Origin of the sequence: Gimesia aquarii, from assembly GCF_007748175.1 — a bacterium.
Classification (GTDB): domain Bacteria; phylum Planctomycetota; class Planctomycetia; order Planctomycetales; family Planctomycetaceae; genus Gimesia; species Gimesia aquarii_A.
Genome location: NZ_CP037422.1, coordinates 976,818 through 999,931 on the forward strand (window position 1 = coordinate 976,818; position 23,114 = coordinate 999,931).

19 protein-coding genes are annotated in these 23,114 nt (G+C 47.6%); 12 read left to right on the plus strand and 7 right to left on the minus strand.

Going from position 1 to position 23,114, the window contains the following annotated elements; translation table 11 throughout:
• Positions 1–14: 14 nt before the first annotated feature.
• The 8 genes from V202x_RS03945 (at position 15) to yaaA (ending at position 10,576) form a co-directional block, all read left to right on the plus strand.
• Positions 15–3,005: a PVC-type heme-binding CxxCH protein gene (locus V202x_RS03945; RefSeq protein ID WP_232098825.1), complete on the plus strand. Its 2,991-nt coding sequence runs from the start codon at positions 15–17 to the stop codon at positions 3,003–3,005.
• Between the two features lie 14 nt (positions 3,006–3,019).
• Positions 3,020–4,147, plus strand: a complete 1,128-nt coding sequence (locus V202x_RS03950; protein ID WP_145171410.1) for a polysaccharide deacetylase family protein — start codon at positions 3,020–3,022, stop codon at positions 4,145–4,147.
• A 122-nt stretch (positions 4,148–4,269) separates the two neighbouring features.
• Positions 4,270–5,196 (plus strand): DUF1559 domain-containing protein, encoded by a 927-nt coding sequence (locus V202x_RS03955; RefSeq protein ID WP_145171412.1) that lies wholly within the window; start codon positions 4,270–4,272, stop codon positions 5,194–5,196.
• Positions 5,197–5,282: 86 nt separating this feature from the next.
• Complete coding sequence (locus V202x_RS03960; RefSeq protein WP_145171415.1) at positions 5,283–5,723, plus strand: hypothetical protein; 441 nt, start codon at positions 5,283–5,285, stop codon at positions 5,721–5,723.
• A gap of 96 nt (positions 5,724–5,819) precedes the next feature.
• On the plus strand, positions 5,820–7,607 hold the full coding sequence (locus V202x_RS03965; protein WP_145171417.1) for an FG-GAP repeat domain-containing protein: 1,788 nt from the start codon (positions 5,820–5,822) through the stop codon (positions 7,605–7,607).
• Positions 7,608–7,646: 39 nt separating this feature from the next.
• Entirely contained in the window at positions 7,647–8,504 is an 858-nt protein-coding gene (locus V202x_RS03970; protein WP_145171419.1) for a hypothetical protein, read from the plus strand.
• A gap of 69 nt (positions 8,505–8,573) precedes the next feature.
• Positions 8,574–9,695, plus strand: coding sequence for a hypothetical protein (locus tag V202x_RS03975; RefSeq protein WP_232098827.1), 1,122 nt, complete (start codon positions 8,574–8,576; stop codon positions 9,693–9,695).
• 92 nt (positions 9,696–9,787) lie between these two features.
• Positions 9,788–10,576: a peroxide stress protein YaaA gene (gene yaaA, locus V202x_RS03980; RefSeq protein ID WP_145171421.1), complete on the plus strand. Its 789-nt coding sequence runs from the start codon at positions 9,788–9,790 to the stop codon at positions 10,574–10,576.
• 17 nt (positions 10,577–10,593) lie between these two features.
• Here yaaA and V202x_RS03985 read toward each other — a convergent pair whose 3' ends face one another.
• Positions 10,594–11,859 (minus strand): RNA polymerase sigma factor, encoded by a 1,266-nt coding sequence (locus V202x_RS03985; RefSeq protein ID WP_197993213.1) that lies wholly within the window; start codon positions 11,857–11,859, stop codon positions 10,594–10,596.
• A 5-nt stretch (positions 11,860–11,864) separates the two neighbouring features.
• Positions 11,865–12,230, minus strand: a complete 366-nt coding sequence (locus tag V202x_RS03990) for a YciI family protein (protein ID WP_145171425.1) — start codon at positions 12,228–12,230, stop codon at positions 11,865–11,867.
• Between the two features lie 235 nt (positions 12,231–12,465).
• On the opposite strand from V202x_RS03990, the gene V202x_RS03995 reads away from it, so the two are divergent.
• From V202x_RS03995 to V202x_RS04005, 3 genes are all read left to right on the plus strand, one after another.
• Complete coding sequence (locus V202x_RS03995) at positions 12,466–12,828, plus strand: VOC family protein (RefSeq protein WP_145171427.1); 363 nt, start codon at positions 12,466–12,468, stop codon at positions 12,826–12,828.
• Positions 12,829–12,889: 61 nt separating this feature from the next.
• A complete protein-coding gene (locus tag V202x_RS04000; RefSeq protein WP_145171429.1) occupies positions 12,890–13,363 on the plus strand; it encodes a DUF1569 domain-containing protein in 474 nt (157 codons plus the stop codon).
• A gap of 159 nt (positions 13,364–13,522) precedes the next feature.
• Positions 13,523–14,530, plus strand: a complete 1,008-nt coding sequence (locus tag V202x_RS04005; RefSeq protein ID WP_145171431.1) for a methyltransferase — start codon at positions 13,523–13,525, stop codon at positions 14,528–14,530.
• Between the two features lie 20 nt (positions 14,531–14,550).
• Here the strand turns inward: V202x_RS04005 and V202x_RS04010 are convergent, their stop codons facing one another.
• From V202x_RS04010 to V202x_RS04025, 4 genes are all read right to left on the minus strand, one after another.
• Entirely contained in the window at positions 14,551–15,525 is a 975-nt protein-coding gene (locus V202x_RS04010; protein ID WP_145171433.1) for a transporter, read from the minus strand.
• An 81-nt stretch (positions 15,526–15,606) separates the two neighbouring features.
• Complete coding sequence (locus V202x_RS04015) at positions 15,607–17,331, minus strand: TolC family protein (protein ID WP_145171435.1); 1,725 nt, start codon at positions 17,329–17,331, stop codon at positions 15,607–15,609.
• A gap of 209 nt (positions 17,332–17,540) precedes the next feature.
• Positions 17,541–19,025, minus strand: a complete 1,485-nt coding sequence (locus V202x_RS04020; protein WP_232098828.1) for an HlyD family secretion protein — start codon at positions 19,023–19,025, stop codon at positions 17,541–17,543.
• Positions 19,003–21,204: a peptidase domain-containing ABC transporter gene (locus tag V202x_RS04025; protein WP_145171439.1), complete on the minus strand. Its 2,202-nt coding sequence runs from the start codon at positions 21,202–21,204 to the stop codon at positions 19,003–19,005. The genes V202x_RS04020 and V202x_RS04025 overlap by 23 nt, the downstream gene beginning before the upstream one ends.
• A gap of 453 nt (positions 21,205–21,657) precedes the next feature.
• Between V202x_RS04025 and V202x_RS04030 the strand changes: the two genes are divergently transcribed.
• Complete coding sequence (locus tag V202x_RS04030; RefSeq protein ID WP_197993214.1) at positions 21,658–22,491, plus strand: glycerophosphodiester phosphodiesterase; 834 nt, start codon at positions 21,658–21,660, stop codon at positions 22,489–22,491.
• Positions 22,492–22,912: 421 nt separating this feature from the next.
• On the opposite strand, the gene V202x_RS04040 is transcribed toward V202x_RS04030, so the two are convergent.
• Complete coding sequence (locus V202x_RS04040; RefSeq protein ID WP_145171443.1) at positions 22,913–23,092, minus strand: hypothetical protein; 180 nt, start codon at positions 23,090–23,092, stop codon at positions 22,913–22,915.
• Positions 23,093–23,114 lie beyond the last annotated feature (22 nt).

Below are 23,114 nucleotides of genomic sequence, written 5' to 3' on the forward strand. Positions count from 1 at the left end.
AGAGGATGAAAGAAATGGATTCCCTTGTAGGACGCTGGATTGTTGTGATGGCTCTGGTCTTGTGCATGGCAGAAGCGACCATCTTTGCTCAAGGCATTCCGCCGGGAGAAGCCGCTCAGCGCATGACCGTCGCCGAGGGATTTGAGGTGAAACTTGTGGCCTCAGAGCCTCTAGTGCGTCAACCGGTGGCCATTGACTTTGATGATCGCGGCAGGATATGGGTCATGCAATACTTACAATATCCTAACCCGGCAGGGCTGAAACGCGTCAAAGTCGACCAGCACACGCGCTCAAAATACGACCGTGTCCCAAAACCACCCCCACATGGGCCAAAAGGGGCAGATCGATTGACGATTCTCGAAGACACAGACGGCGATGGTCGCATGGATCGCGCAAAGGATTTCGTGAATGGCCTGAATCTTGCCTCTGGTTTTGCGTTTGGACATGGTGGAGTCTTTGTCTTACAGGCACCGTATCTACTCTTTTATCCCGATCGGAACCGTGATGATCTTCCCGATAGCGACCCGGAAGTATTGCTGACTGGGTTTGGCATGGATGATGCGAGTTCTGTCGCCAATTCTCTTACTTTTGGTCCGGATGGTTGGCTGTATGGGTGCCAGGGTAGCACCGTGACTGCTGTGATTCGTGGCATCAAGTTTGTGCAGGCGATCTGGCGATATCATCCTGTTTCGAAGAAATTTGAACTATTCGCTGAAGGTGGCGGCAACATGTGGGGTCTGGACTTTGATCGCCATGGAAACCTGTTGGCCAGCACGAATGTCGGCGGATTTACCATGCTGCACATGGTACAGGGGGGCTACTACTGGAAGCAATTCAGTAAACATGGCCCACTGCGAAACCCTTACACATTTGGCTATTTAGAACATATGCCACACAAAAACTTTCGTGGCGGACATGTGACTGTGGGCGGCACCCTTTATCAAGGAGATACATTTCCTGAAGAAATGCGCAACAAATATATCAGCACGAACTTGTTATCACACGAAATTCATTTTCATGAGATACAGCCAGATGGAACATCATTCCGTAGCGAGCATGGAGGAGAACTGGTCAAAGCCAATGACACCTGGTTTGCTCCAAATGATTTGACAGTCGGACCAGATGGAGCAGTTTATTTTTCTGACTGGCACGATAAGCGAACCGCCCATCCGAATCCTGATGCTGACTGGGACCGCTCAAATGGCCGCATTTTCCTGCTCCAGGCAAAAGGTGCTCGCTCAGAAAAACACAAAAATCTCCTGCAAATTCCAAGCGATCAATTGATCAGAATACTGGATCAATCTAACGAATGGTATGTGCGCGCGGCAAGACGAGAACTAGTTACTCGAGGAGACAAAGGTATCTGGCCACAACTTCGCAACGTACTCTCCGAAAGTAAAAACGACCGACTCACCCTCAATATACTTTGGACTCTGGCATCAATGGGAGGTCTGGACCAGCAAACGGCTCTGAAAGCACTCACACATCAAAACGAACATATTCGTGCCTGGACCGTTCGATTGCTGGGTGATGAGCAGAACATCTCGCCACCGGTTGCAGAACAATTCAATCGTTTGGCAAAGAGTGATCCCAGTGCCATTGTCCGCAGCCAACTGGCCAGCACGGCAGCACGGATTCCAGCCAAACAAGGTTTGTCAATTGCGCATACAATCTTACTGCGTAATGCAGACGGGAAAGATCCCTACATTCCGTTGTTGCTCTGGTGGGCCGTTGAGCAACACGCAATGTCTGCCATTGACGACATTGAACAACGGTTTGTTAATCAATCTGCGTGGCAGAACTCATTGATTCGTGAAGAGATCCTGAACCGACTCATGCAACGCTTAGCGGTAGAAGCAACACCACGTACTTTGGCTGTCTGTAAGAAGTTAATTGAGAGTGCACCTTCTTCAATCGATGAACAGAACCTGTTGACATCGCTTGATGCGGGCCTGGCAATGGTAAGCAGAAGACGCATCAGAAAAAAGCGTCTTGAAGATCGTGTTCCTGCAGACCTCAAACAGTGGTTGGCAGAGAAATGGAACAGACAACCGTCAGATTTCACACTCATCAAACTAAATGGTCGGCTTGGCAACCGGGCTGTCGCGGACTATGCACTGAAGGTAGTCACCAACGATCAAACAGAACAGCAACAACGAAGGACCATGTTCAATGTGTTGCGTCAGTTTGGTGATGCCTCAAGTATTGCACCATTGTTACCTCTGCTGGCACCTCATCAACCAGCCTGGCTAAAACAAGCAACCATGGATGTTCTCGCACGGTATGACGATGAGCGTGTGGGGGAAACTCTTTTAAAAGCATACACTGACTACGATAGTAACTCACGTGCATATGCCCGCCGTGTACTGTTTGCCCGCCCAGAGTGGACCAAACGCTTTCTCACAGGAATCGATGGCGGAATGTATGATCCTCGAGAAGTTTCTCTCGGCGAACTGACCTCACTTTCTAACTCTAAAGATGAATCGATCAAAGCACTCATTACCAAACATTGGGGGCAGATCAATAGCAGTACTGCAGAACAGAAAATCACGGAAATTCGCCGTGTCCGATTTAATCTTAAAACGACCGGCGACCCAAAACGTGGTCACGGACTTTTCACAAAGCACTGTGCCACCTGCCATCAACTGTTCGGAGAAGGCAAAAAATTGGGTCCTGATCTGACAACCGCAAACCGCAAGGACCTGAACTATTTGCTCGAAAGCATTATCAATCCCAATGCATTTATTCGAAAAGAGTTTGTATCTTCCGTCGTGCTCACACAGGATGGACGAGTCCTGACCGGAATTATCGTCAAAGAAACTCCTACTCAGATCGTACTGGCGGATAACAAAAACAAAGAATCCACTGTCCGACGTGAAGACATTGAAGAAATCCACAACGCATCCGTTTCACTGATGCCGGAGGATGTCTTGAAGCCATTAAAAGATCAGGAACTGCGCGATCTGTTTAGCTATTTACAGAGTGAAGGTACCAACAAACACTGAAGTAGAGAAATAAAATGAACCAGTACCTGGGCCAATCTTCGAAATCAAAACAATCTCAAACTACGATTTCACGTCGTCAATTTTTGAGTAGTAGTGTAGCAACAGTGGCTGGACTTTCGATGGTCTCTCGACTTGTTGCCGATGAAGAAAAAACCGATCTCGCAACAAATGCGAGTAAAGCGTTGATTGCCATTTCCTATGATCTGGAGATGTCTGCCGGTTATCCAATCAAAGGCAAACCACGAAACGCCTATCCCTGGGATCATCAAAAAGGGAACCTCAACGACGAAACAAAGCAATACACAGTGGAATCATGCCGCATAGTCAAAGAGGCGGGCGGTGTGCTGCATTCGTTTCTTGTGGGTCAGGTCTTGGAACATAAAAACGTTGACTGGCTCAAACAAATCATTCAAGCAGGACATCCGATTGGCAATCATACTTACGATCATGTCAGAATTACGGCCAAAAATCCAAACGATATTCAATATCGATTCCAACGCGCTCCCTGGTTGATTAAAGGAAAAACACCCGCAGAAGTCATCTCAGAAAACATCAGACTATGTGAGTTGGCAATGCAACAGCGATTGGGTATCAAACCGGCCGGTTTCCGAACACCTTACGCTTTTGCCAATGGGATTGCGGACCGAGTCGACCTGCAGGAAATGTTACTCTCGCTGGGATACACGTGGATCAGTTCCCAATACAGAGGACCGAGCAATGTAAATCATAAGAATCCGACCAAAGCGGATTTCGATGCGTTTATCGCCACTCACAAACAACACCAGCCCTATGTTTATCCGACGGGTCTGATTGAAGTTCCTTTCTCACCCCCAATGGACGTTGGCGCTTTTCGTGCCAGGAGTTGGAAACTTGATGATTTCCTGCAACTCATTGAGAAGAGTGTTCTCTGGGCCATTGAAAACCGGGCAACTTATGACTTCGGAGTTCACCCCTCGGTCATGTATGTCGAGGACCCGGAGTTTAAAACCATCAAACTGATCTGCAACCTTGTCAAAACGGCAGGTGACCGCGCCGCGATCGTTGATCTGGGCACCTTCGCCCGACGTGCCAGGCAGCAGTATGAAAAACAAAATCAAAAGAGAGCACAACAGAAATCCGTTAACAATGAGAAATGTTTATGAAAAATCTCACGGCTTCACACAATTGACTTACTGCAATCAATAGCTCATTTGCTCCTGCTCCTGCAGAGCAAAGTATAGATTAAATCATCATTTCATTCTTTTCATCAAAAAGGGGATTCGTCATGCAAAAGCAATCTGGCAAATGCCGCGGATTTACTCTGATCGAGTTGTTAGTCGTAATCGCGATCATCGCAATACTGATTGCGTTGTTACTACCGGCTGTTCAACAGGCGCGCGAAGCCGCACGCCGCTCTCAATGCCGAAATAATCTCAAGCAGCTTGGGTTGGGGCTTCATAATTATCACGACGTACATCGCGCACTCCCAGCACTGTGGTATTTAAGATCTACAGGGGGAACCGGACACACAGGTTTCACAATGCTCCTGCCATTCATTGATCAGGCAAATCTCTATAACAGAGTCGATTTTAACATTGAACCGTGGAGACACCCTGAAAGCGAATTCCTGCAACTTGCCGTCATTGGACTATTTCGTTGCCCTTCTGATCCAGGATCAGTCAACAACTTCGATTATCCGGTCATTCCGTTAATTTCGACTCGAGGTAACTATTGCCTCAACATTGGTGTCGGAGGTTGGACTCCACGAGATACGAGAACTCCCAAACCAAACGCGGTTTTTTCACCTGTCAGCAGAACCCGTTTTCGAGACTTTACCGATGGTACCAGTAATGTTGTCCTACTCGCAGAAGTACTCGGAGGCTTAACCAACGACGCCCGTGGTTCGTGGCAGACAACCGATGTCTGTTATTACCGTCACGATCGAACGCCCAACACCAGAATCCAGGACGAAGTGCGGGGAGGAACTTTTAAATACTGTGATGAGACCACGACAGGACCAGCACCTTGTCGGCATTCTTCGAGTAGTAATGATTTTCATGCCTGGCACTTAGCTGCACGCAGCATGCATGAAGGTGGAGTTCATGTGCTGTTAGGCGACGGAGCTGTCCGTTTTGTGAGTGAAAATATCGACATCAATACTTGGCAGAACCTGGGAAGACCACAGGATGGTATACCACTGGGTGAATTTTAAGAAGACACTCAACGATGTGCAAAGGCGGTATTGTTCCCTACGCATACATAATACCATTCTTCAGTATATTTTAACGAGGTAATGTCATGCTAAGAAAATCAGGGAGAAAGACATCTGGCGCGCTAGCCATTGCTCTGATTGTAGCGATGACTGTCGGTTGTGGAGAGAAAGAAACTGGGCCGGAGCGCGCCACGATCAATGGAACTGTCACCTTTAACGGAAAGCCCATTGAGAATGGAATGATTGAGTTCATTCCCACTGGCAACACCAAAGGCCCTACCTCCGGAGGTGCTATCGAAAATGGCAAGTACGACATTGCTGAAAAAGGCCCGACGCTCGGCCCTCATAAAGTGCAGATTCGAGCAACTCGCAATACCGGCAAGATGGTAGACGCAGGACCGCAAACCGGAGGTGCTAAGGTAGAAGAAACGGAGCAATATATTCCTGCTCAATATAATATCAAAACTACGCTAGAGGTAACTATTTTATCTGGAATAAACAAACAGGATTTCAATCTTAACAAATGATCTTTTTCGATTGAATTATTTTCATGAAATTGTAATTGAAGTTAGCAAAAAAATGATCACAACTATTATCTTCTGTTGAATCAAAAGGAAACCATAATGTGTTCGCGTTTGGTACTAATGACTGTTGTGGCTCTACTGTCAGTCATCGAAACATCCATCAGTCTCGCGGATTCAGAGTCTGACATTAAATCTGGAAATAATACGAGGTTGCAATCAACCGCCAGTAAATTCTTCCAACTCGAATACACCAAGCCTGATCTTAGTTTTTGTAATGCACAGATTTGTGTCGACTCTGACAATGATGGTCAACGAGAGTTACTGTTTGCCTCACGAAAAACCAAAAAATTACAGATGCTGCGGGCCAGCGATGGCACTGTGATCTGGAGCAAGAAATTGGCGGGAAGTCAGCAGAGTATTTCGGCCTACGATTTGAACGGTGATGGCAAAATCGAAATTCTTTATACCGTTTCCAGTCCCGGGCGTCTGTACGTGCTCGACCATACCGGGAACATGCTCCGACAATGGGATTCCAGTGACTTCAAACTCGGAAATTCGGCAGTGATTGTTGACGCCGACGGAGATGGACAGCTTGACGGGTTATTTGGTTCTCGGTCAAAGTATCTTCTGCGTCTCAACATGGCGGATTTGAAACTCAGTGAGCGGCGTGCAGGTTGGGCTCAATGTGGCTGTCACACGACAGCAATGGATGTGGATCGAGATGGTCGATGGGACTTCTTCGCAGGTTCCGGCGACGATTCGCGCGGCAAGAAGGGAGTGTTACATCGTATTGACCCGATCACGCTAAAGAGCCTCTGGTCGTACAAGACAAACGATAACGCTTCAAGTGCGGATCCGGTATTGGTTGATATCGACAATGATGGACAAGTCGAAATCATCAAGTCGGTTGACAATTATGCAAGAGATGATGCACACGATGCCATTTACGCTTTTGAAACGAATGGCACACTGCTTTGGAAAGTACCAGACTTGAGTGGTGAAGATTCACCGAACGTAGCAGATCTGGATGGCGATGGAGAAATGGAAATCGTCGGTATGACATTTCAAAACGAGGTCTATTGTCTGGACGCAAAAGGGCATATCAAGTGGCGCAGGAATCTGCGTCCCGAACTCAAGCATCAGAACTCGCATGCTTATTTGACACCAATTCTCTGTGATATTAACGGTGATCAAAAAATGGAGATTCTGGCACTGACCAATGGGAAGTATTTTGATAACACACAAAAATTTTCCAATAAGAAGACACGAGCGAATGGAATCGTCTATGCCCTCTCGGCGGAAGGAGAGATCCTTGATCGCTTCGACGTTGGTGGACCACGCTATTGGGGGGACGCCTATGTTTGTAATCTTGACGAGGATCCTTTTTTGGAGTTGGTGATCACAGGGAGCGGCGGATTAGATGTGATCGAAACACGCGGTTTTGGTGCCAATACCGAACATTTTCAACGCCGTCGCAACTATCAGCGACTGAATGTAGTTCCCTGGGCGTATGAAGATTCCTATTTCATCTATCGAGGCGCCAAAAAGGGAGTTGTCAATCTGACAGATAATCTGGTGCTAAACAAACAAGTTGGCAAATATCGTTCGACTGGTATGTTTACAACAGAACTGCTCACGCTCCCTCCCAATGGTCGGTTTAACAAACTGAATTATGCTGTACGCACACCAAACCAGACATCAATCGAGGTGAATATCTTGGATCAAACCGGGAAAACAATCCGTTCCCATGTTTCAAGTGGTTCCCAGTTGAAAATTGATGAGCCTGTGCAACTGGAATTCATTTTCTTAACAACAGATCAATCTTACACACCCATCCTTGATTCTTATTCGCTGTCGTTTAACCTTAAGGAAGATGAAATCAAATAATTTAGTATCTTTTTCTAATGAACGACAGGAATCGGGTTTGTGAATCGTTTCAGTCTCTCCTTGTTTTTCGTTTATAGCACAACCATATTACCTGCAGCAGAGCCTGTGAATCTGAATAGCCTGCCGAATGACTTACAGGTTCCTGCTATGATCAAAGGCAAACCACAGGCGGGAAAGCGGGTCTGGCAGCAAAATCCCGGATACGAGACAACAGAAATCGCACACGCCCTTTATCTCCCCACGAATTGGATGCCCGGCCGAAAATACCCCGTGATCGTGGAGTATCCGGGAAACGGAAGTTATACGAATGCACTTCAAGACCGTAGTGATGGACGCGTACAGGATTGCAAGCTGGGCTATGGCTTGTCAGGTGGAACGGGTATGATCTGGGTCAGTCTGCCTTTTGTGGATCCCAAAACCGGCAAACATGCGATCAAATGGTGGGGCGATCCCGCCGCCACCGCGGATTACTGCAAACAAACGGTCGCCCGGATTTGTAAAGAATTTGGTGGTGATCCCCAAAACGTGATTCTCACCGGCTTTTCACGCGGTGCGATTGCCTGCAACTATATCGGCCTTCGGGATGATGAAATCGCGTCGCTTTGGAAAGCAATGCTGCCGCACAGTCATTACGATGGTGTGCGAAAGTGGAGCTATCCTGATAGCGACATCGCTTCTGCGCACAAACGGCTGGCCCGGCTTGGGAAGCGACGTCAGCTCATTACTCACGAAAAGAGTACTCGCGCAACAGAAGAGTATCTCAAAAAGTCGAACTCAAAAGGCGAATTCACCTTCCTCGCGATCCCCTACCCCAATCATTCCGACGAATGGGTATTGAAAAATCTGCCCGAACGAACCGAGGCCCGCCAATGGCTCTCCGACGTCCTGAAGCAGTAACCATCGTTGATCTATACTCCCCTGTACGATAGATTGAAGTGTGTACTTCACTGATAAGGAGAGAATTCAATGGCAAAACAAACAATGCGAATTATTTTATCACTGATAGTCATAACAACAACGGCTCAGCTATCCTTACAATCTGTGAACGCTCAGATTGAAAAGCGCCCCCATATTAAAATCCGTGGTGTTTATGGTGGCGTTCCCACACAATTACTGGAACAGAATAAGACATTGCCGGAGTTGGGAATCAATGCGATCTTTATGGGATCGGGTGGCCTGACACAGGAACGCGTTGCGCTTCTCAAAAAACAAGGGGCGAAAGTCTTCGCTGAGTTCAATACACTTCATGTCGCCAACTATCTTAAAGAACATCCCGACGCCGCCCCCATTGGCGTCGATGGAAAGGTTTGTCCCGCTCCCCAGGGTTGGCAAGGGATCTGCCCCACCCATCCTGGCTATCGCAATTATCGTATGGATGAATTTCGTAGAGTGCTCAAGGAATTCGAGATTGACGGCATCTGGCTCGACTACCATCACAGCCACGCCAGTTGGGAACGAGCGGTCCCGGACATGCCCGACACCTGTTTCTGCGAACGTTGCCTGAAACAGTTCCAGCGCGAGACGAAAACAAATTTACCCGATGCACCCGCATCGGAACTCTCAAAACAACTTTTGGGAAAACAGAAAGAGACCTGGGTCCAGTGGCGGTGTGATGTCTTTACAGACTGGGTCCGCGAGTTTCGTTCGATTATTGATGAGATGCGACCTCAAGCTCTCTTAGGCACATTTCACTGTCCCTGGACAGACACCGATTTCAACGGCGCGCTCAAAAATAAACTGGCTATCGACCTCAAAGCACAGGCAAAATATGTGTATATTTTCAGTATCATGCCCTACCACGCCCGCTTCAATCATCCGCATGATCCGGCCTGGATTTCGCGCCAGACGTCCTGGCTGGGAAAGCATCTCGGCATTAAAGGCAATCCAGGAGAACAGCACAAAATCTGGCCAATCGTGCAACTCTCGGACTGGGGAGAGTCGGTGCCTGTCGAACAGGTCAATTCTGTATTGGATCACGGAACACGCTTACCGGCCACGGGAGTCATGGTCTTTCGCTGGGGTTCATTGCATCCCCAAACCGAAAAAGTAGATGCCATGATTAAGTCTTATCAATCCCTGAAACCATAAACGTCAGTTTTTTCTTTTCGTTGACATTCTGAGATGCGCGATCTATAAACAATACGGATAATAACCACCCCGCTTAAGGACTAATCGCGACTATGTTAACTGTCATCTCTCCCGCAAAATCTTTGAATCTGGAACCGCAAAAACAGACTTCGAAATTCTCGACGCCTGAATTTCTCGACGAATCAGAAAAACTCGTCAAGAAACTACGACGCATGTCTCGAAAATCACTGAGCGAACTCATGGGCATTAGTGCGGATTTGGCGGAGTTGAACCACAGTCGTTTTGCAGAATGGTCACTCCCTTTCTCTACCAAAAATTCAAAACAGGCGGTTCTCACGTTTAATGGCGACGTCTATCAGGGACTCAAAGCAAGTCGTTTCAAAGCACGCGACCTTGCTTTCGCACAAGATCATTTACGAATTCTCTCTGGCTTGTACGGTCTGCTGCGTCCGCTGGATCTAATGCAGGCTTATCGGCTTGAAATGGGGACAGGTCTGTCGACCAAGAGCGGTAAAACACTGTATGATTTCTGGGGAGAAAAGATCACGGACAGGCTCAATGAAGTTCTCTCAACACACAAACAGAAGGTGTTGGTGAATCTGGCTTCGAATGAATACTTCAAAGCAGTCAAACCCGGTTTGTTGAAGGGGCGCGTGATTACCCCTGTCTTTAAGGAAATCAAAGATGGAAAATCACGCACGATTGCCCTGTTCGCCAAACAGGCGCGCGGGAAAATGGCGGGCTGGATGATTCTGAATCGGATAGACAAGCCAGAGGAACTCACAGGGTTTAATGTCGACAAATATAAATACGTCGCCAAAGAATCGACTGCTGACAAACTGGTCTTTGCGCGTCCTCAACCGCCGCCGGTCGGAAAATGAATCGAGCTTTCCCAGACTTATTCGCACTTTTTCAGTTTTTGATCCAATAGTAATTGCTCGGTATGCGAAGTCGTTTTATCTCGGGCCTGTAAAAAATAACTGCGTGCTTTGGAAAGTTCATTACACCGCAGATACATTTCTCCGAGTGTTGCTTCGAGCAGATGATAATTTTTGAGCAGTTCCATTCCTCGAATATCCTGGATCGCTTTGATTCCTTTTTGAGGCCCCTCCAGTTGCGCAATGACAACGGCGCGATTTAAAGCCACCACTGGTGATGGATAAAACTTCATCAGCAAATCATACGACTTCAAGATCGCATTCCAATTGGTCTCTTTAAAACTGGGCGCGAGACAATGGGTGGCGGCTATGCCTGCTTCGAGATGATAGCGTGTCAGTTCGCGGCCAGTTGCGGCAAATTGCAACTGCTCGGCAGCTGCAGCAATTAAACTTTTATCCCAAAGACCGCGGTCTTGTTGGTCCATTAATAAAATACAACCCTCGTTATCAAGCCTTGCTTCGAATCGGGCCGCGTGAAACAACATCAGTGCTAATAAGGCATGCGTCGCAGGTGTCGAAAATTCTTCCCGGTCAATCAGTCGCTGACAAAGCCGAATCGCTTCAGCACAAATTTCACGGCGAATGAGTGTATCGGGCCGTGAAGAGTTATAGCCTTCAGTAAAAAGTAAATAGAGGACAAGGTGCATCGATTCGATTCGCTTGTGAAACGCGTCGTCCACAGGAATTTCGAACGGGATGCGTTCGTCAATAAAAAACTTTTTCGCGCGCGTAATACGTTTTTTTGTAGTTTCGGTATTGGTTAATAACCCTTGGGAAATTTCTGCGATACTGAAACCACAGAGTGTTTTTAACGATAATGAAATGCGTGCTTCAGCCGATAATTTTTCATGACAGCAGACACACATCATCCTTAAGATGCTTTCTTCCTCGTTACTGTCTGAACACGCTCCAGGTTCGCTTTGAGATTCTGCATGTAAGCGTGCCTGATGCTGTTGTAATTCAGCTGATGATTTTTTTACCGTTTGTTGTCGTCTCAGCGCATCCAGAACACAGTTCGTTGCCACACGGTAGAGCCAGGCTGGAGGGTTGTCGGGTAGACCTCCCAGCTTCCAACTATCCAACGAGCGCAACAGGGCCTCTTGAACCGCATCTTCAATAAGTTCAATATTTTGTAAACCAAAGCGGCTTGTCAAAAGTGAAGTCAGGCGCCCCGATTCATGCCGATAAAAGTGATCGTCGAGGCTGTGAATGGTATCGGATTTCACGGGTATTACGTATCTTCTGGTGCTGCTTCTCCACAATTATCAACAACGGGGCGGACTTCGACTTTCCCCTTATATTCGTAAATGGGGCACCCTTTCGCAACTTCTGTCGCCTCTTCCAGACTTGCTGCGGTCAGGATCGAAAATCCGCCGATCATTTCTTTCGATTCCACAAAGGGACCATCGGCGATCACTTTATCCCCGGAAACAACGCTCCCTCTCAATTCCAGAGCATTCCCTGGCTCTAATACGCCCTTATCAATAAATTCATTCATCCAGCCCCACCAGCGATCGAGGTGAGCCTGCATCTCTTCTGGAGATATTCCTGGTGTCTGAGGAGCTCCACCACGATAAATAAACATAAATTGAGGCATCGTTTTGTTTCCTTCTCAAAAGTGAATGATGGTTGGGACTTACAACTTCCCTGGTGACGTATCAAGCACCGATTCGGGGACAGAATGAGGCCGTTCATTTCGGCAAAAATCAAATTTTTCAAAAAACTCTGACAATCGTGTCCCCAGCAGACGGTTTCATCCGTCATCGAAAACAACTGCCTGCAAATAGTCAGGACAGGCAGATTTCACTTTATAGCCAACAGGAGAAACGACAATGTCGAACCCATTTTGCCACATCGAGCTGCACGCCAACAACGTAGAAACGGCGAAATCTTTCTACTCTTCACTTTTTAACTGGAAGCTGAATGACATGCAAATCTGCGACGATCATACCTACACTATCATCGATGTCGGTGAGGGGACCGGCGGAGGGATGCTGACGAATCCCATTCCTGATGCCCCCTCACACTGGCTCTCTTATGTGCAAGTGGAGAATCTGGCCGCCTCGACCGAAAAAGCAAAATCACTGGGTGCAACCATTATTCAAGAGCCGACTGAAGTTCCTAATTTTGGTTCATTAAGCGTGATTTCTGATCCCACCGGTGCCACTCTCGGCTTGTGGCAGCCTCTGGGTTGATCATTCGCTGTATTCTCAGATTCTTCATATTAATTTTGTACCAGCACCAGGAGACATTCTCATGCCCATCAACACCAAAACCGTTCAAGATCGTCGGGACGTCCATTACAATTCCATGGATCAACTGCTTAAAGATGCAGAACTGATGGTGGTGGGGCCTTCCCGTACGTTGGGCAACTGGTCGCTGGGGCAAATTCTGGAACATCTGGCAATCACCATGCATAAATCGATTGATGACTTTCCCGCTCTGGCTCCGTGGCCTCTGCGGGTCATGATCAAATTAACCATGAAACAGAAATTTCTCACGCAGCCAATGCCAGCGGGTTTTCAGATTTCCTCTAAAATGGAAGCGGTGCGCCCTAAAGAACATGATGCTGTGAAAACACTCTCTGAGTTACACGAAGCAATCGAACGGTTAAAGCAGGAAACTCCGCAGGCTCTCAACCCGGGATTAGGTCGCCTCACCGTTGACGAGTGGAACGCCTTCCATCTCCGACATGCTGAACTGCATATGAGTTTTGTGACATCGGAATAAATCCTGTCTCACTCAATCTACTTTGACGGGGTACTGCCCTCTCAGCCTTCTGAATCCTTTGCGTTCAATGTGAATTCTGCTAGCATAAGATCAAATATCGGAGCTTGGTTTGCGTCTCAATAACCTGTATCACAAGCTGCTTGTTTGTAAAGGAATCTCATGTCAGAAGCATCTCTTCCACAGCAACTGGACCGAATGATTACCGGTTACTGGACGTCACAATCGATTTTTGCAGCTGCTAAATTGGGAATTGCCGATCTTCTGAAAGACGGTCCACAAAAGATTGAACAACTGGCAGAAGCCTCACACACCAATTGTGATGCCCTCTATCGATTACTGCGGGCCTTGGCGAGTATCGGTATTTTTGCTGAAGAGGGACAGAGGCTGTTCTCATTAACGCCTCTGGCTGAGTTCTTACGTAGTGATATTCCCGATTCTAAACGCGCCTTGGCCATGATGACCGGCGATGAACAGTTTCATGCCTGGACTGAAATTCTTTATACACTCGAGACCGGTAAAACCTCGTTTGACAAGGTCTGGGGCAAACCGATTTTTGAATACCTGTCCGAACATCCCGATAAGGGACATATTTTCGACCAGGCGATGACTGGAATTCATGGCAGGGAAACCAGCACGATACTCGAAGCCTATGATTTTTCTGAATTTAAAGTGCTGGCTGACATCGGAGGTGGAAACGGATCGAACCTCATCGGTCTATTGCAACATTACCCTGAGATGAAGGGGATCCTCTTTGATTTGCCGCATGTGATCGAGCGATCGCAAACAAATCTAGAAAATGCGGGTCTGGGCAATCGCTGTGAGTCGATCGGTGGCAGTTTCTTTGATTCTATCCCACTGACGGCAGATGCCTATCTGATGCGACACATCATTCATGACTGGGACGATGAAAAGTCGCTGACCATTCTTCGTAACTGCCATGCGGTAATGTCAGAAAACAGTAAATTGCTCATCATCGAAAGCGTCATTCCCCCGGGTAACGAACCGTTTGCAGGCAAATTCCTCGATCTGGTGATGATGCTCATTCCCGGAGGCAAAGAACGAACGGAATCAGAGTATCAAACACTTTACAATCAGGCAGGGTTCGAACTGACGAGAATCGTTCCCACCAAAACGGAACTCAGTATCATCGAAGGTGTGAAACGTTAAACTTGTCTCTGAATTGTTGATTACAGAAACCGGATGGATACCCCTGCCCCTACAAAGTAGTTAATGGCGGCCTCGTTCAGGCCGACACCAGCATTGATGTCCAATTGCAGATTATTGTTGATCAGATATGTGAAGCCGGCGTCAAAATAGTGTTCTGTCTCAGCCGTATTCGCACCACTGGGTATGAGTGCAAACCACTCGGTGAAGGCTCCCCACTGTTCTGTCAGTGTATAACTGACGTTAAATGACTGAGCGATTTCCAGAAAGGATCGGCCGTTGTCATCGACACTTCGATTTCCCTGAGTCGAAGCCGCAATCGAAATACAGTCATTCAGTTCCCAGGCATAGACCCAATCGAGCCCCGGTTCGACTTGATTCGCCGTAAAAGTAGGGCTGCCTGTCGGAAGACTCATCTGTACAATCACTGCCATTTCTGGCAAAAAACCTCTCTGTGGAGTTAAAGCAACTTGAAGCGCTGTATAAAGGTCATCGCTACCGACCGTGGTATTCTGAAATGTGCCAATGGCAGTGCTTTGCTGTAGAGGAGAAAAACCGAGACGAAATTCGAGCCAGTCTGCCAGAATGCCCCTACGAAAAAGAAACTCTCCAAGTGACTGAGTACTGACCTGTCGACCTCCACTTTTATCATCCAAGTAAGAATATCCGGATTCGATCTGAGTGACGCCTTTTCCCACCGTCACAGAGGTCGAAGTAAAATTAGGGCGATCTGTTCGCAATGGTTGATCTAACTGGGGTCCACCGGAGCAGCCACTACCTGCACTCCACTGAAACAGGGTGCCACAACCAGGAGAAAAAAAGAGCCCTTTTATTGTCTTACACTGGTATGCTCTATTCTGGTACTCTGCCAATGATGTCCCAAATTCACTCTGGACACATTGAACTGCTTCCTCTTCGGCAGAGGCTTGACTCGTCCAGCTGGCAAGAACAACGACAAGCAGGCAATTCCAGATTCGAATACCATTTGTATTCATCATACCTACTCTTTACTTTCGCTTAAGATGAAAAGCGAAAACCAATGATTTCTTGGAATACATGATTGAGGTGGTGATTTACTTTTATTGCTCTTCCATGAAGGGAACCTGATCCTCAGCGAGTGCCGCCCGATAATCAGCCTGTTCCAGGAAATAAAGTAGTTTTGCATCGACGGCTTTTTCAGCGGATTCCACTGCATATTCTTCGCGTAGCGTTACTTTCAACAAGTCGGATAATCCTTCCTCGAAGTTGAGTCGCTCTCGTCGCGCCAGGTCTTCGGCATACTCAACTGCCTGCTCTGCCTGCCTCGCCTGCTCAAATGCTCCGCTTAAACCGGCATAAGCTGACTCGACATCAGCGATTATTTTTTCTTCCGTCAGTTGTCGTTTGGCATTGAGTTGCGAAAGCTTGCCTTCAATGGCCATCAACTTACCGCGGGCCTTACGACGTTCAACGGGAACTTCTACCAGCAGTAAAGCATCTAATTCAAACGGACCTTTGTCGTTCTTGGGACTTGTCGGAAAGCCTACGTCCTGGGAGGCCTGCATCACCAAATCAACATTGGGAAGATAATCGTTGCGTGCTTGAGAGTAATCCACATCTAATTGACGTTGTATGAGATCAAGCGTATAAATTTCCGGACGTTGTTCCACAGCGATCTTCGCGTCCAGCGATACCATTTCTCGATCAATGGGTTCCAGTTCGGGAAATTTGGGAAGACTCTCTGCGCTTGGAATCAAGGGCCGGCCATTTGCATCGCGATAGTACAATGACAACTTGACAGCTGTCTGCTGAAGTTTACGCTCCGCATCCGCCCGTTTCCCCAATCGTTCCGCCACAAGTCGTAAGTTGTCGGTTAATTCAGGTGGGTCGAGGAACCCATTTTCAACCTGACTCCGAATGCGCTCGGTTCGATTTTGCGCGAGACTCAGCACGCGTTCTGCAATTCTCAACTTAGCGCCGGCAGCAACCCAATCCCAATAGGCGTAGCTTGACTCTTGCACAAAACCGATGAGTTGCGCTTGAATATCTGGCTCAACCGCTTCACGCCCAAACGTCGCACGCCACAAGTCAGCACGCCGCGCGTCGATATCTCGATTGCGAGACAGCGGTACTGAGAAACCGGCTTTGAACTCACCACCCGCATTCGTCTCTCGTTCGAGATACCAGGGCTGAAAACTACCACGGCCGATACGATATCCAGCAAATGCTTCTCCCCCCTGATAGAGTGGTTTAATGAAGCCGATGTTCTGGCGATAAGTCTTATAAAACCCCATCGGGCCATTTTCACTGCCCGCTTTGATTTTACGATCGAAGGCTCCTAAGGTTGCTAATCTCTCACCTGAAGCAACTTCACGTGAATAGAAGGCCGCTTCGAGAAGAGGGTAACTTTGATAGACAGAGTCAATGACTTCACTCAGATAGAGTCCATCATTAACAGAATCGTAACTGTCAACCGCGGGAGGGAGTTGAGGAATCGTCATCTCATCGACAGGCTCTTGTCTTTCTTGTGCCTGACTGTTGGCCGAGACAAGTTCAATGTCTTGAGGCGAAGACTCCCCCTCTTGAAGTTCCAACTCAGTATCAAACTCTTTGTCGATCTGATTCTGAAGTTCTTTGTCCAACTGATTCGGCTGTGATGCTAACTCAACTTGTGGTTTATCTACCGTTGTTTTTGCTGGTTTTGATTCAATGGCAGCATAGGCAATGTGATCATCAGAGACAGGCTTCGACTGGGTCACTTTCTGACGTGCCCCAGAACATCCCACTGCGATGGCTGCTATCAACGGTATCCAAACTCTGATCATTGCTCAATCACTCTACTCGACAGCGCACTGGCAGCTTAAATTGTTATTACAATTAGTATAATCTGCACAAACCGGTCTATTGTAGAATTCGGCAGAAGTGCACCAGGTATTTAACTTTGAGTGGGGGCACACTCATCGTATTAACACAAAGTCCTTCTATTATCCCGAAAAGCAGTAAAGGCGAAAAACTCTTTCTATACTACCTAAAGTTACTTCGGAAGCTTAGGTGGCTTGCTTTTGTCACTTTTCTGTCCCGGTTCATCCATTGAGACGACTGGTGGGAAGCCGTTGAGGTTTCGCCAGACTTCATACCAGAGAGGGACACGATTCAACAACACCCAGGCGTTGGCGCGAACTCCCTGCCGTAGAAAGCGATCTGTAGGCCATGCAGGTTCAGTCGGATCCGGCTTGATCAGAATTCGAAACATGCCTTTCCCGTCGTCAATCGCATCTACCGAAACCACGTCTCCCCCAAACGTCCCCACGGCAACAGAAGGCCATCCCGCGAATTGAACCGCAGGCCAACCCTCGAACTGCAGCCGCACATGCCGTCCCGGTTCGACCAATGGGGCATCGTTTCCATCGAGCCAGATTTGCACCGAGCGGTCTTTTGTATAAGGTACAATCGTGCAAATCGGATCTCCCTGTTTTAAAATGGCAGTTTTCAGATTTGGTGTAATCTGAACGATGTAACCATCAAAGGGAGCATCAAGGACCTGATTTGACTGACGAGAGACTTTAACTTGCATATCAACCAGTTCTTTATTTGCTTTGTTTAACTTCTGCTTCGTTTCTTCGATCTTACTTTTGTCCTTCGAAACATCGACTTTTGCTTTTTCCAGAGATGATTGTGCTTTCTCAATCTCGACCTGTGCCTTCTGGATGTAAGCACTACGATCACTGATTTTACCATTCAGCTCCTCCATTGCAGAGGCATAGTAAGACTCGCCAGCCTTCGCTTTCCCTTTCGCTTCGTTAAGCTTCCGGAAGACCTCTTGCAACTTCTGCAGCGAGATATTATCAGCAGCTTCCAATTTCCGTATTCGATCATATTCGGCCTGCAGTTGTGGTAACGCGGCTCGATACACATTCAGTTCCTGTAGCTTTGCATCCACTTTCTTTCTCGCCATTTCAACATACGCATCTTGTGCTCTTGTGACATCGTCTTTCACGTTACCATAAGTCGTAACCTGATCGTCAATTGTGTTAACAACTAACAGTGATTTTTCTAGCGCCGCTTGATCAGCCTTGAGCTGTTGTTTTGCAGAAGCGACAGCCTGCTGGCTATTCAGCAATTGTATATTCAAATTTGAGGTGTACTGATCGTCCAGGTCTCGAATCTCTGCAATGAATTGCCCTTTTTTGACCCGCGCGTTCTCGAAGATGTTGTCCCCCCAACGCGCAATTCGCCCCTTTATAGGTGCCTGAATCACTTGCTGACGTTGATCAGGGGAATAAGCCAACACGTTACCGGTACCTGTGACAGATTGCTGCCAGGGAGCGAACGCCATCAGTAAAATTGTAAACACGAGTACAATGAACAGATATTTGGCGATCTTGCGAGCCACCCGCGATGATCTGGCAAGTCGCAATGATGGCATACTTGACTCACTGTAGGCGACTGGTGCTAACATCGACCAACGCTGTTGTTCATTTTCAGATACGGGTATATCAAGCTGTGGTTTCGTTGTCATCAGTCTCCTCCCTAGTAGAAATGATTCCATCTTCGCCGAACGTCTGTATTACTGTACCAGAATTGGCCAGACTTTGTCGCCCCGTCACCATAATGAGTGTCCAAAGACGTTTGGGATCAACGAGCATGTTTGTTAATTGTTCGGCTTCCTCATCGGAAAAGGCATCAATCATTCCGTCAATGAGCAACAGTCGGGGACGCCCTACAATCGCTCGTGCAATCATTAACTTACGTAACTGGTTTGTCGTCAGCGGAAATCCGGTTTCCACAATATGAGTATTTATGCCATCGGGTAGTCTCAGAACATCGTCAATCAGACCTACACGTTCCAGTGCTTCCCGAACATCACTCGTCGAAACATCGGGACGTTCCAGATGAACATTCTCCTCTAACGAACCGGAAAAGAGTTCAATATCTCGAACCAATGCGACGTGCTTTCTGAGCACATCCGGTCGAAGGTCCCGAGGATCGACTCCATTAATGGCAACATGCCCTTCCGCTGGAACCCGTAAGCCAAATAACAAATCAAGTAGCTGACTCTTGCCACTTCCACAAGGTCCCATCAGCATCATTCGCGCGCCACGCGCAACGGTAAGATTAATACTCTCGTCATGCGAAAGATGATGTGGGAGTTCATAGCTGACATTGCTGACAATCACTTCAATCGGTTTATCGTGTGATAACGTGAGCAACCCATCCTGGCGTTCCATAGGCAGATCAAACAAAATTCCCAGTTTGTCGACTGAAGCCAATAAATCATAGTAGCTCTGTAAATGCTTACCCGACTTGGCAAAAGAACCCACAATCACCGTAACAATCAATTCGGCTGCGACTAACTGCCCCAGTGTCAACTGATTGGTGATGACGAGCCATCCACCTAATCCCAGTAAAGCAGTACTTGCAACTGCCTGCATCCCCAAAGCAAAGATAATTTGTCGCATGACGATGCGGAAGTGTTTCTTACGGGCACTCAGATATTCATAAGTTAAATGGTCAGCCTGATCGAGGGCAAACTCACCAGCCCCCCGATAACGAAAGGCGGTTGGACAACCAACGACATCTTCCAACCAGGCCGCAACGTTGTACTTGGCTTTAGATTCTTTAATACTGGATTTGACGGCACCACGCCCTAACACGAAAATCACGAAGGCAATTAATGCTAACAACACCATGTCGAAACCGAGCAACCAGGGATGATAAAATGCCAGCACGGTCATACCAATTAACGTTGTCAGCACGAGAGAAATTCCATCCAACATGAGTGCTGATGATGCTTTTTGCGCAGTGACGACGTCAAAAAACCGGTTCACTAATTCTCGTCCCGACTGACCTTCAATCGCAGCAGGAACCACTCGCGGCAACCGGTAGGCAAGGTCTGCTGAGACGCGCGCAAAGAGTCTGCGTTGTATGATTTCCACAACATAAGTCTGCAGACCCAGCAAGACGGCCGAAAAGGAAAGAAATGCCAGCAACATGATCGCCAGGATAATAACGGGCTGTAATAATCGACCAAAGGCAACAGTATTGACCAGGGTCTCCACTGCCAAAGGTGTAGCCAATGCCAGTAAACCAGTCACCAGCGCATAGATCACGACGATCCAAATATCAGACGACTCTGGCTTAAACAGAGCCATTACCCGGTTCAATGGTTCTCGCTCATGCTTGTCCATTGTCGAAAAATCAGAAGCCGTTAAGTCAGGCTTGATGACAAGACAACGGATCACCTCATCACGATTAGTAATTTGCAATGCCCTTCGCATCCTGCGGGCACTAAGCCAAATCTGGTTTTTTTCTCGGTGAGGTTGTAAAACTTGAAACCGGCGTCGTTTCGAGGAAAGAATCGCGGTCCAACGGTGAGGCTCCCCCACACGAGTAATAATCTTCCCCCCCTCTTTGGTGATGTCCATCAGCTCACGGAACGTGCAATCCATCACCTTGTCTTTGAGACCTAAACTGCGGCTCGCTTCTACTAGCCAATTCCACCAGTCATCGCCTGTTTCTGCTGTCCGCGCAGAACTCGCTTCAATTAGTGCACGACGAATCCGTGACCGGTCTGCCGAATGACCGGTATCCACTGCCAGTTGTTCAAACAGCCAGGCGGCAGCTTTAATATCACCCTGCACCGACTTCGAATCAGATTCGGTAGTGGGATCCACATTATTGGGAGGAGTAGTTGACATGAGAAATTCGTATGGAGAAGACTATCTGAGGAAAAATTTGACAGCTTTGGTCTGCCGAAGTAATTACAACAAGCTCAATTGGTTTCTAAATGTGCAAGGACGAAAATCTAAATTCCTTCATACACGAAGCGTCTCGCGTTAGTGGAACATACGAACACATCATGAAGCCTAAACATGCGAAACCCTTTTCGTCTATCGACAAATTTGCACACTCCCCCCTACAAAACTTGTTGAGACTAGCCCTCTCGAATTCAAATGCACTTACATTCTAGGCGAGTTTAACGGGGAGACAAGCAACGAACCACTATTCGTGATAAATACAGGCTATATCTGAAGATTGAACAACCAAGATTCGCATTGTACGCTTAACCAATGTGTTTGAATCATCAACGCAGAGAAGACAAGCCAGGATCAATTCAACTCCGTTTTCCGCACTATGAAAGTGAACAATCCATGATATCCGATTCCCGATTTTTGACTCTCCTGCCAGGAATCCTCTTGATTACATTGAACCCCTATTTTACGGAAGCCGAACAACCTTTGATCGTCGCCCATAGAGGATTATTACAAGTGGCGCCCGAAAACACCCTCGCTAATTTTCGAGCATGCCTCGAACTACGACTCGGTTTTGAGTTTGATGTACAGCGGACCAAAGACGGACATCTGATTTGTATTCACGATAGCACGGTCGATCGCACTACCAATCAGACAGGCAAAGTTTCGGAGCTGACTTTAGCAGAAGTGAAACAGCTCGATGCAGGAAGTTGGTTCGATCCTCGATTTGCCGGGGAGCCAGTGCCGACTGTGGAGGAAGTTTTGCAACTGGTTGCCGCGTATCGGCAGCATAAAATTTTGATTGCCGTCGATTTTAAAGAAACAGATGTAGAACAGGATGTCGTACGCATGGCTGAGAGATTGAACGTGTTGAACCGACTGCTATTCATTGGCAGAACGATCCAGGAACCAAAAGTTCGTGCCAATATTAAAGTCATCTCCAACAAAGCACAAACCGCGGCCGTCGCCAATAATGCCTCTGAATTTTCCTCTGCACTGGCTGTACCCGATGCGGATTGGATTTACGTGAGATACCTACCATCAAAAGAAGAAATCGAACGCGTGCATCGTGCAAACAAACGAGCGTTTATCGCAGGAGCCACGGTCAGCGGTAAGGTACCAAAGAACTGGCAGCATGCTTCTAATGTAGGTATCGATGCCATTCTAACAGATTACCCACTGGCACTCCGAGCCACTCTCAAGCAGAAAAAACAGGTAGCGAACAGTAAGTAAAAATCATAATCTCTAACGAACCCTGCTTCAACAACTCATGTCAATGTATCGTCCGTTGCATATCGTCCATCCAGCAGCTTTCAGGTTACCCGGTAGGGTTTGACACTGCATGTTCTGTTTATGGAATCTGACGGGTCGATAGCAATGCAGGTTAGCTCAACAGGTTAGAGCACCAGATTTCACTCTGGATGTAGCGGGTTCGAGTCCCGTACCGACTCCCAAGGCCGTTGGTGAAGAACCAACACCCATGAAACCGGACGGAGGCAGAAGTCCGTTGGGTCGGCCTTAGGTAATGGAATTCAAGTAGATCGCCTGCGATCTGCGTGGGTAACGTTGCCTGAGGCAGCACAGGATGACGCTTTGTAGTGCGTGGATACCGCATTCGTGCTTGAGTCGTTGAAGAATCAGGAAACAATGAAGTTCACCAGAACGGAATCCTACGGGGAGCCGTGAAGGAAACTTCGGCGTGAAACGATTCGGACGCTGCTGAAGACGTTTGCTGAAATGCACTCCGCGATTCATCTATGCGATCGGCGAACATTCTGCCTTCGAAAGGTGTCTTCATCAAAATTGTCACGGTATTGAAGCCGTGTTTTTTCATCGTCTTCCCTCCTTGAAACAGA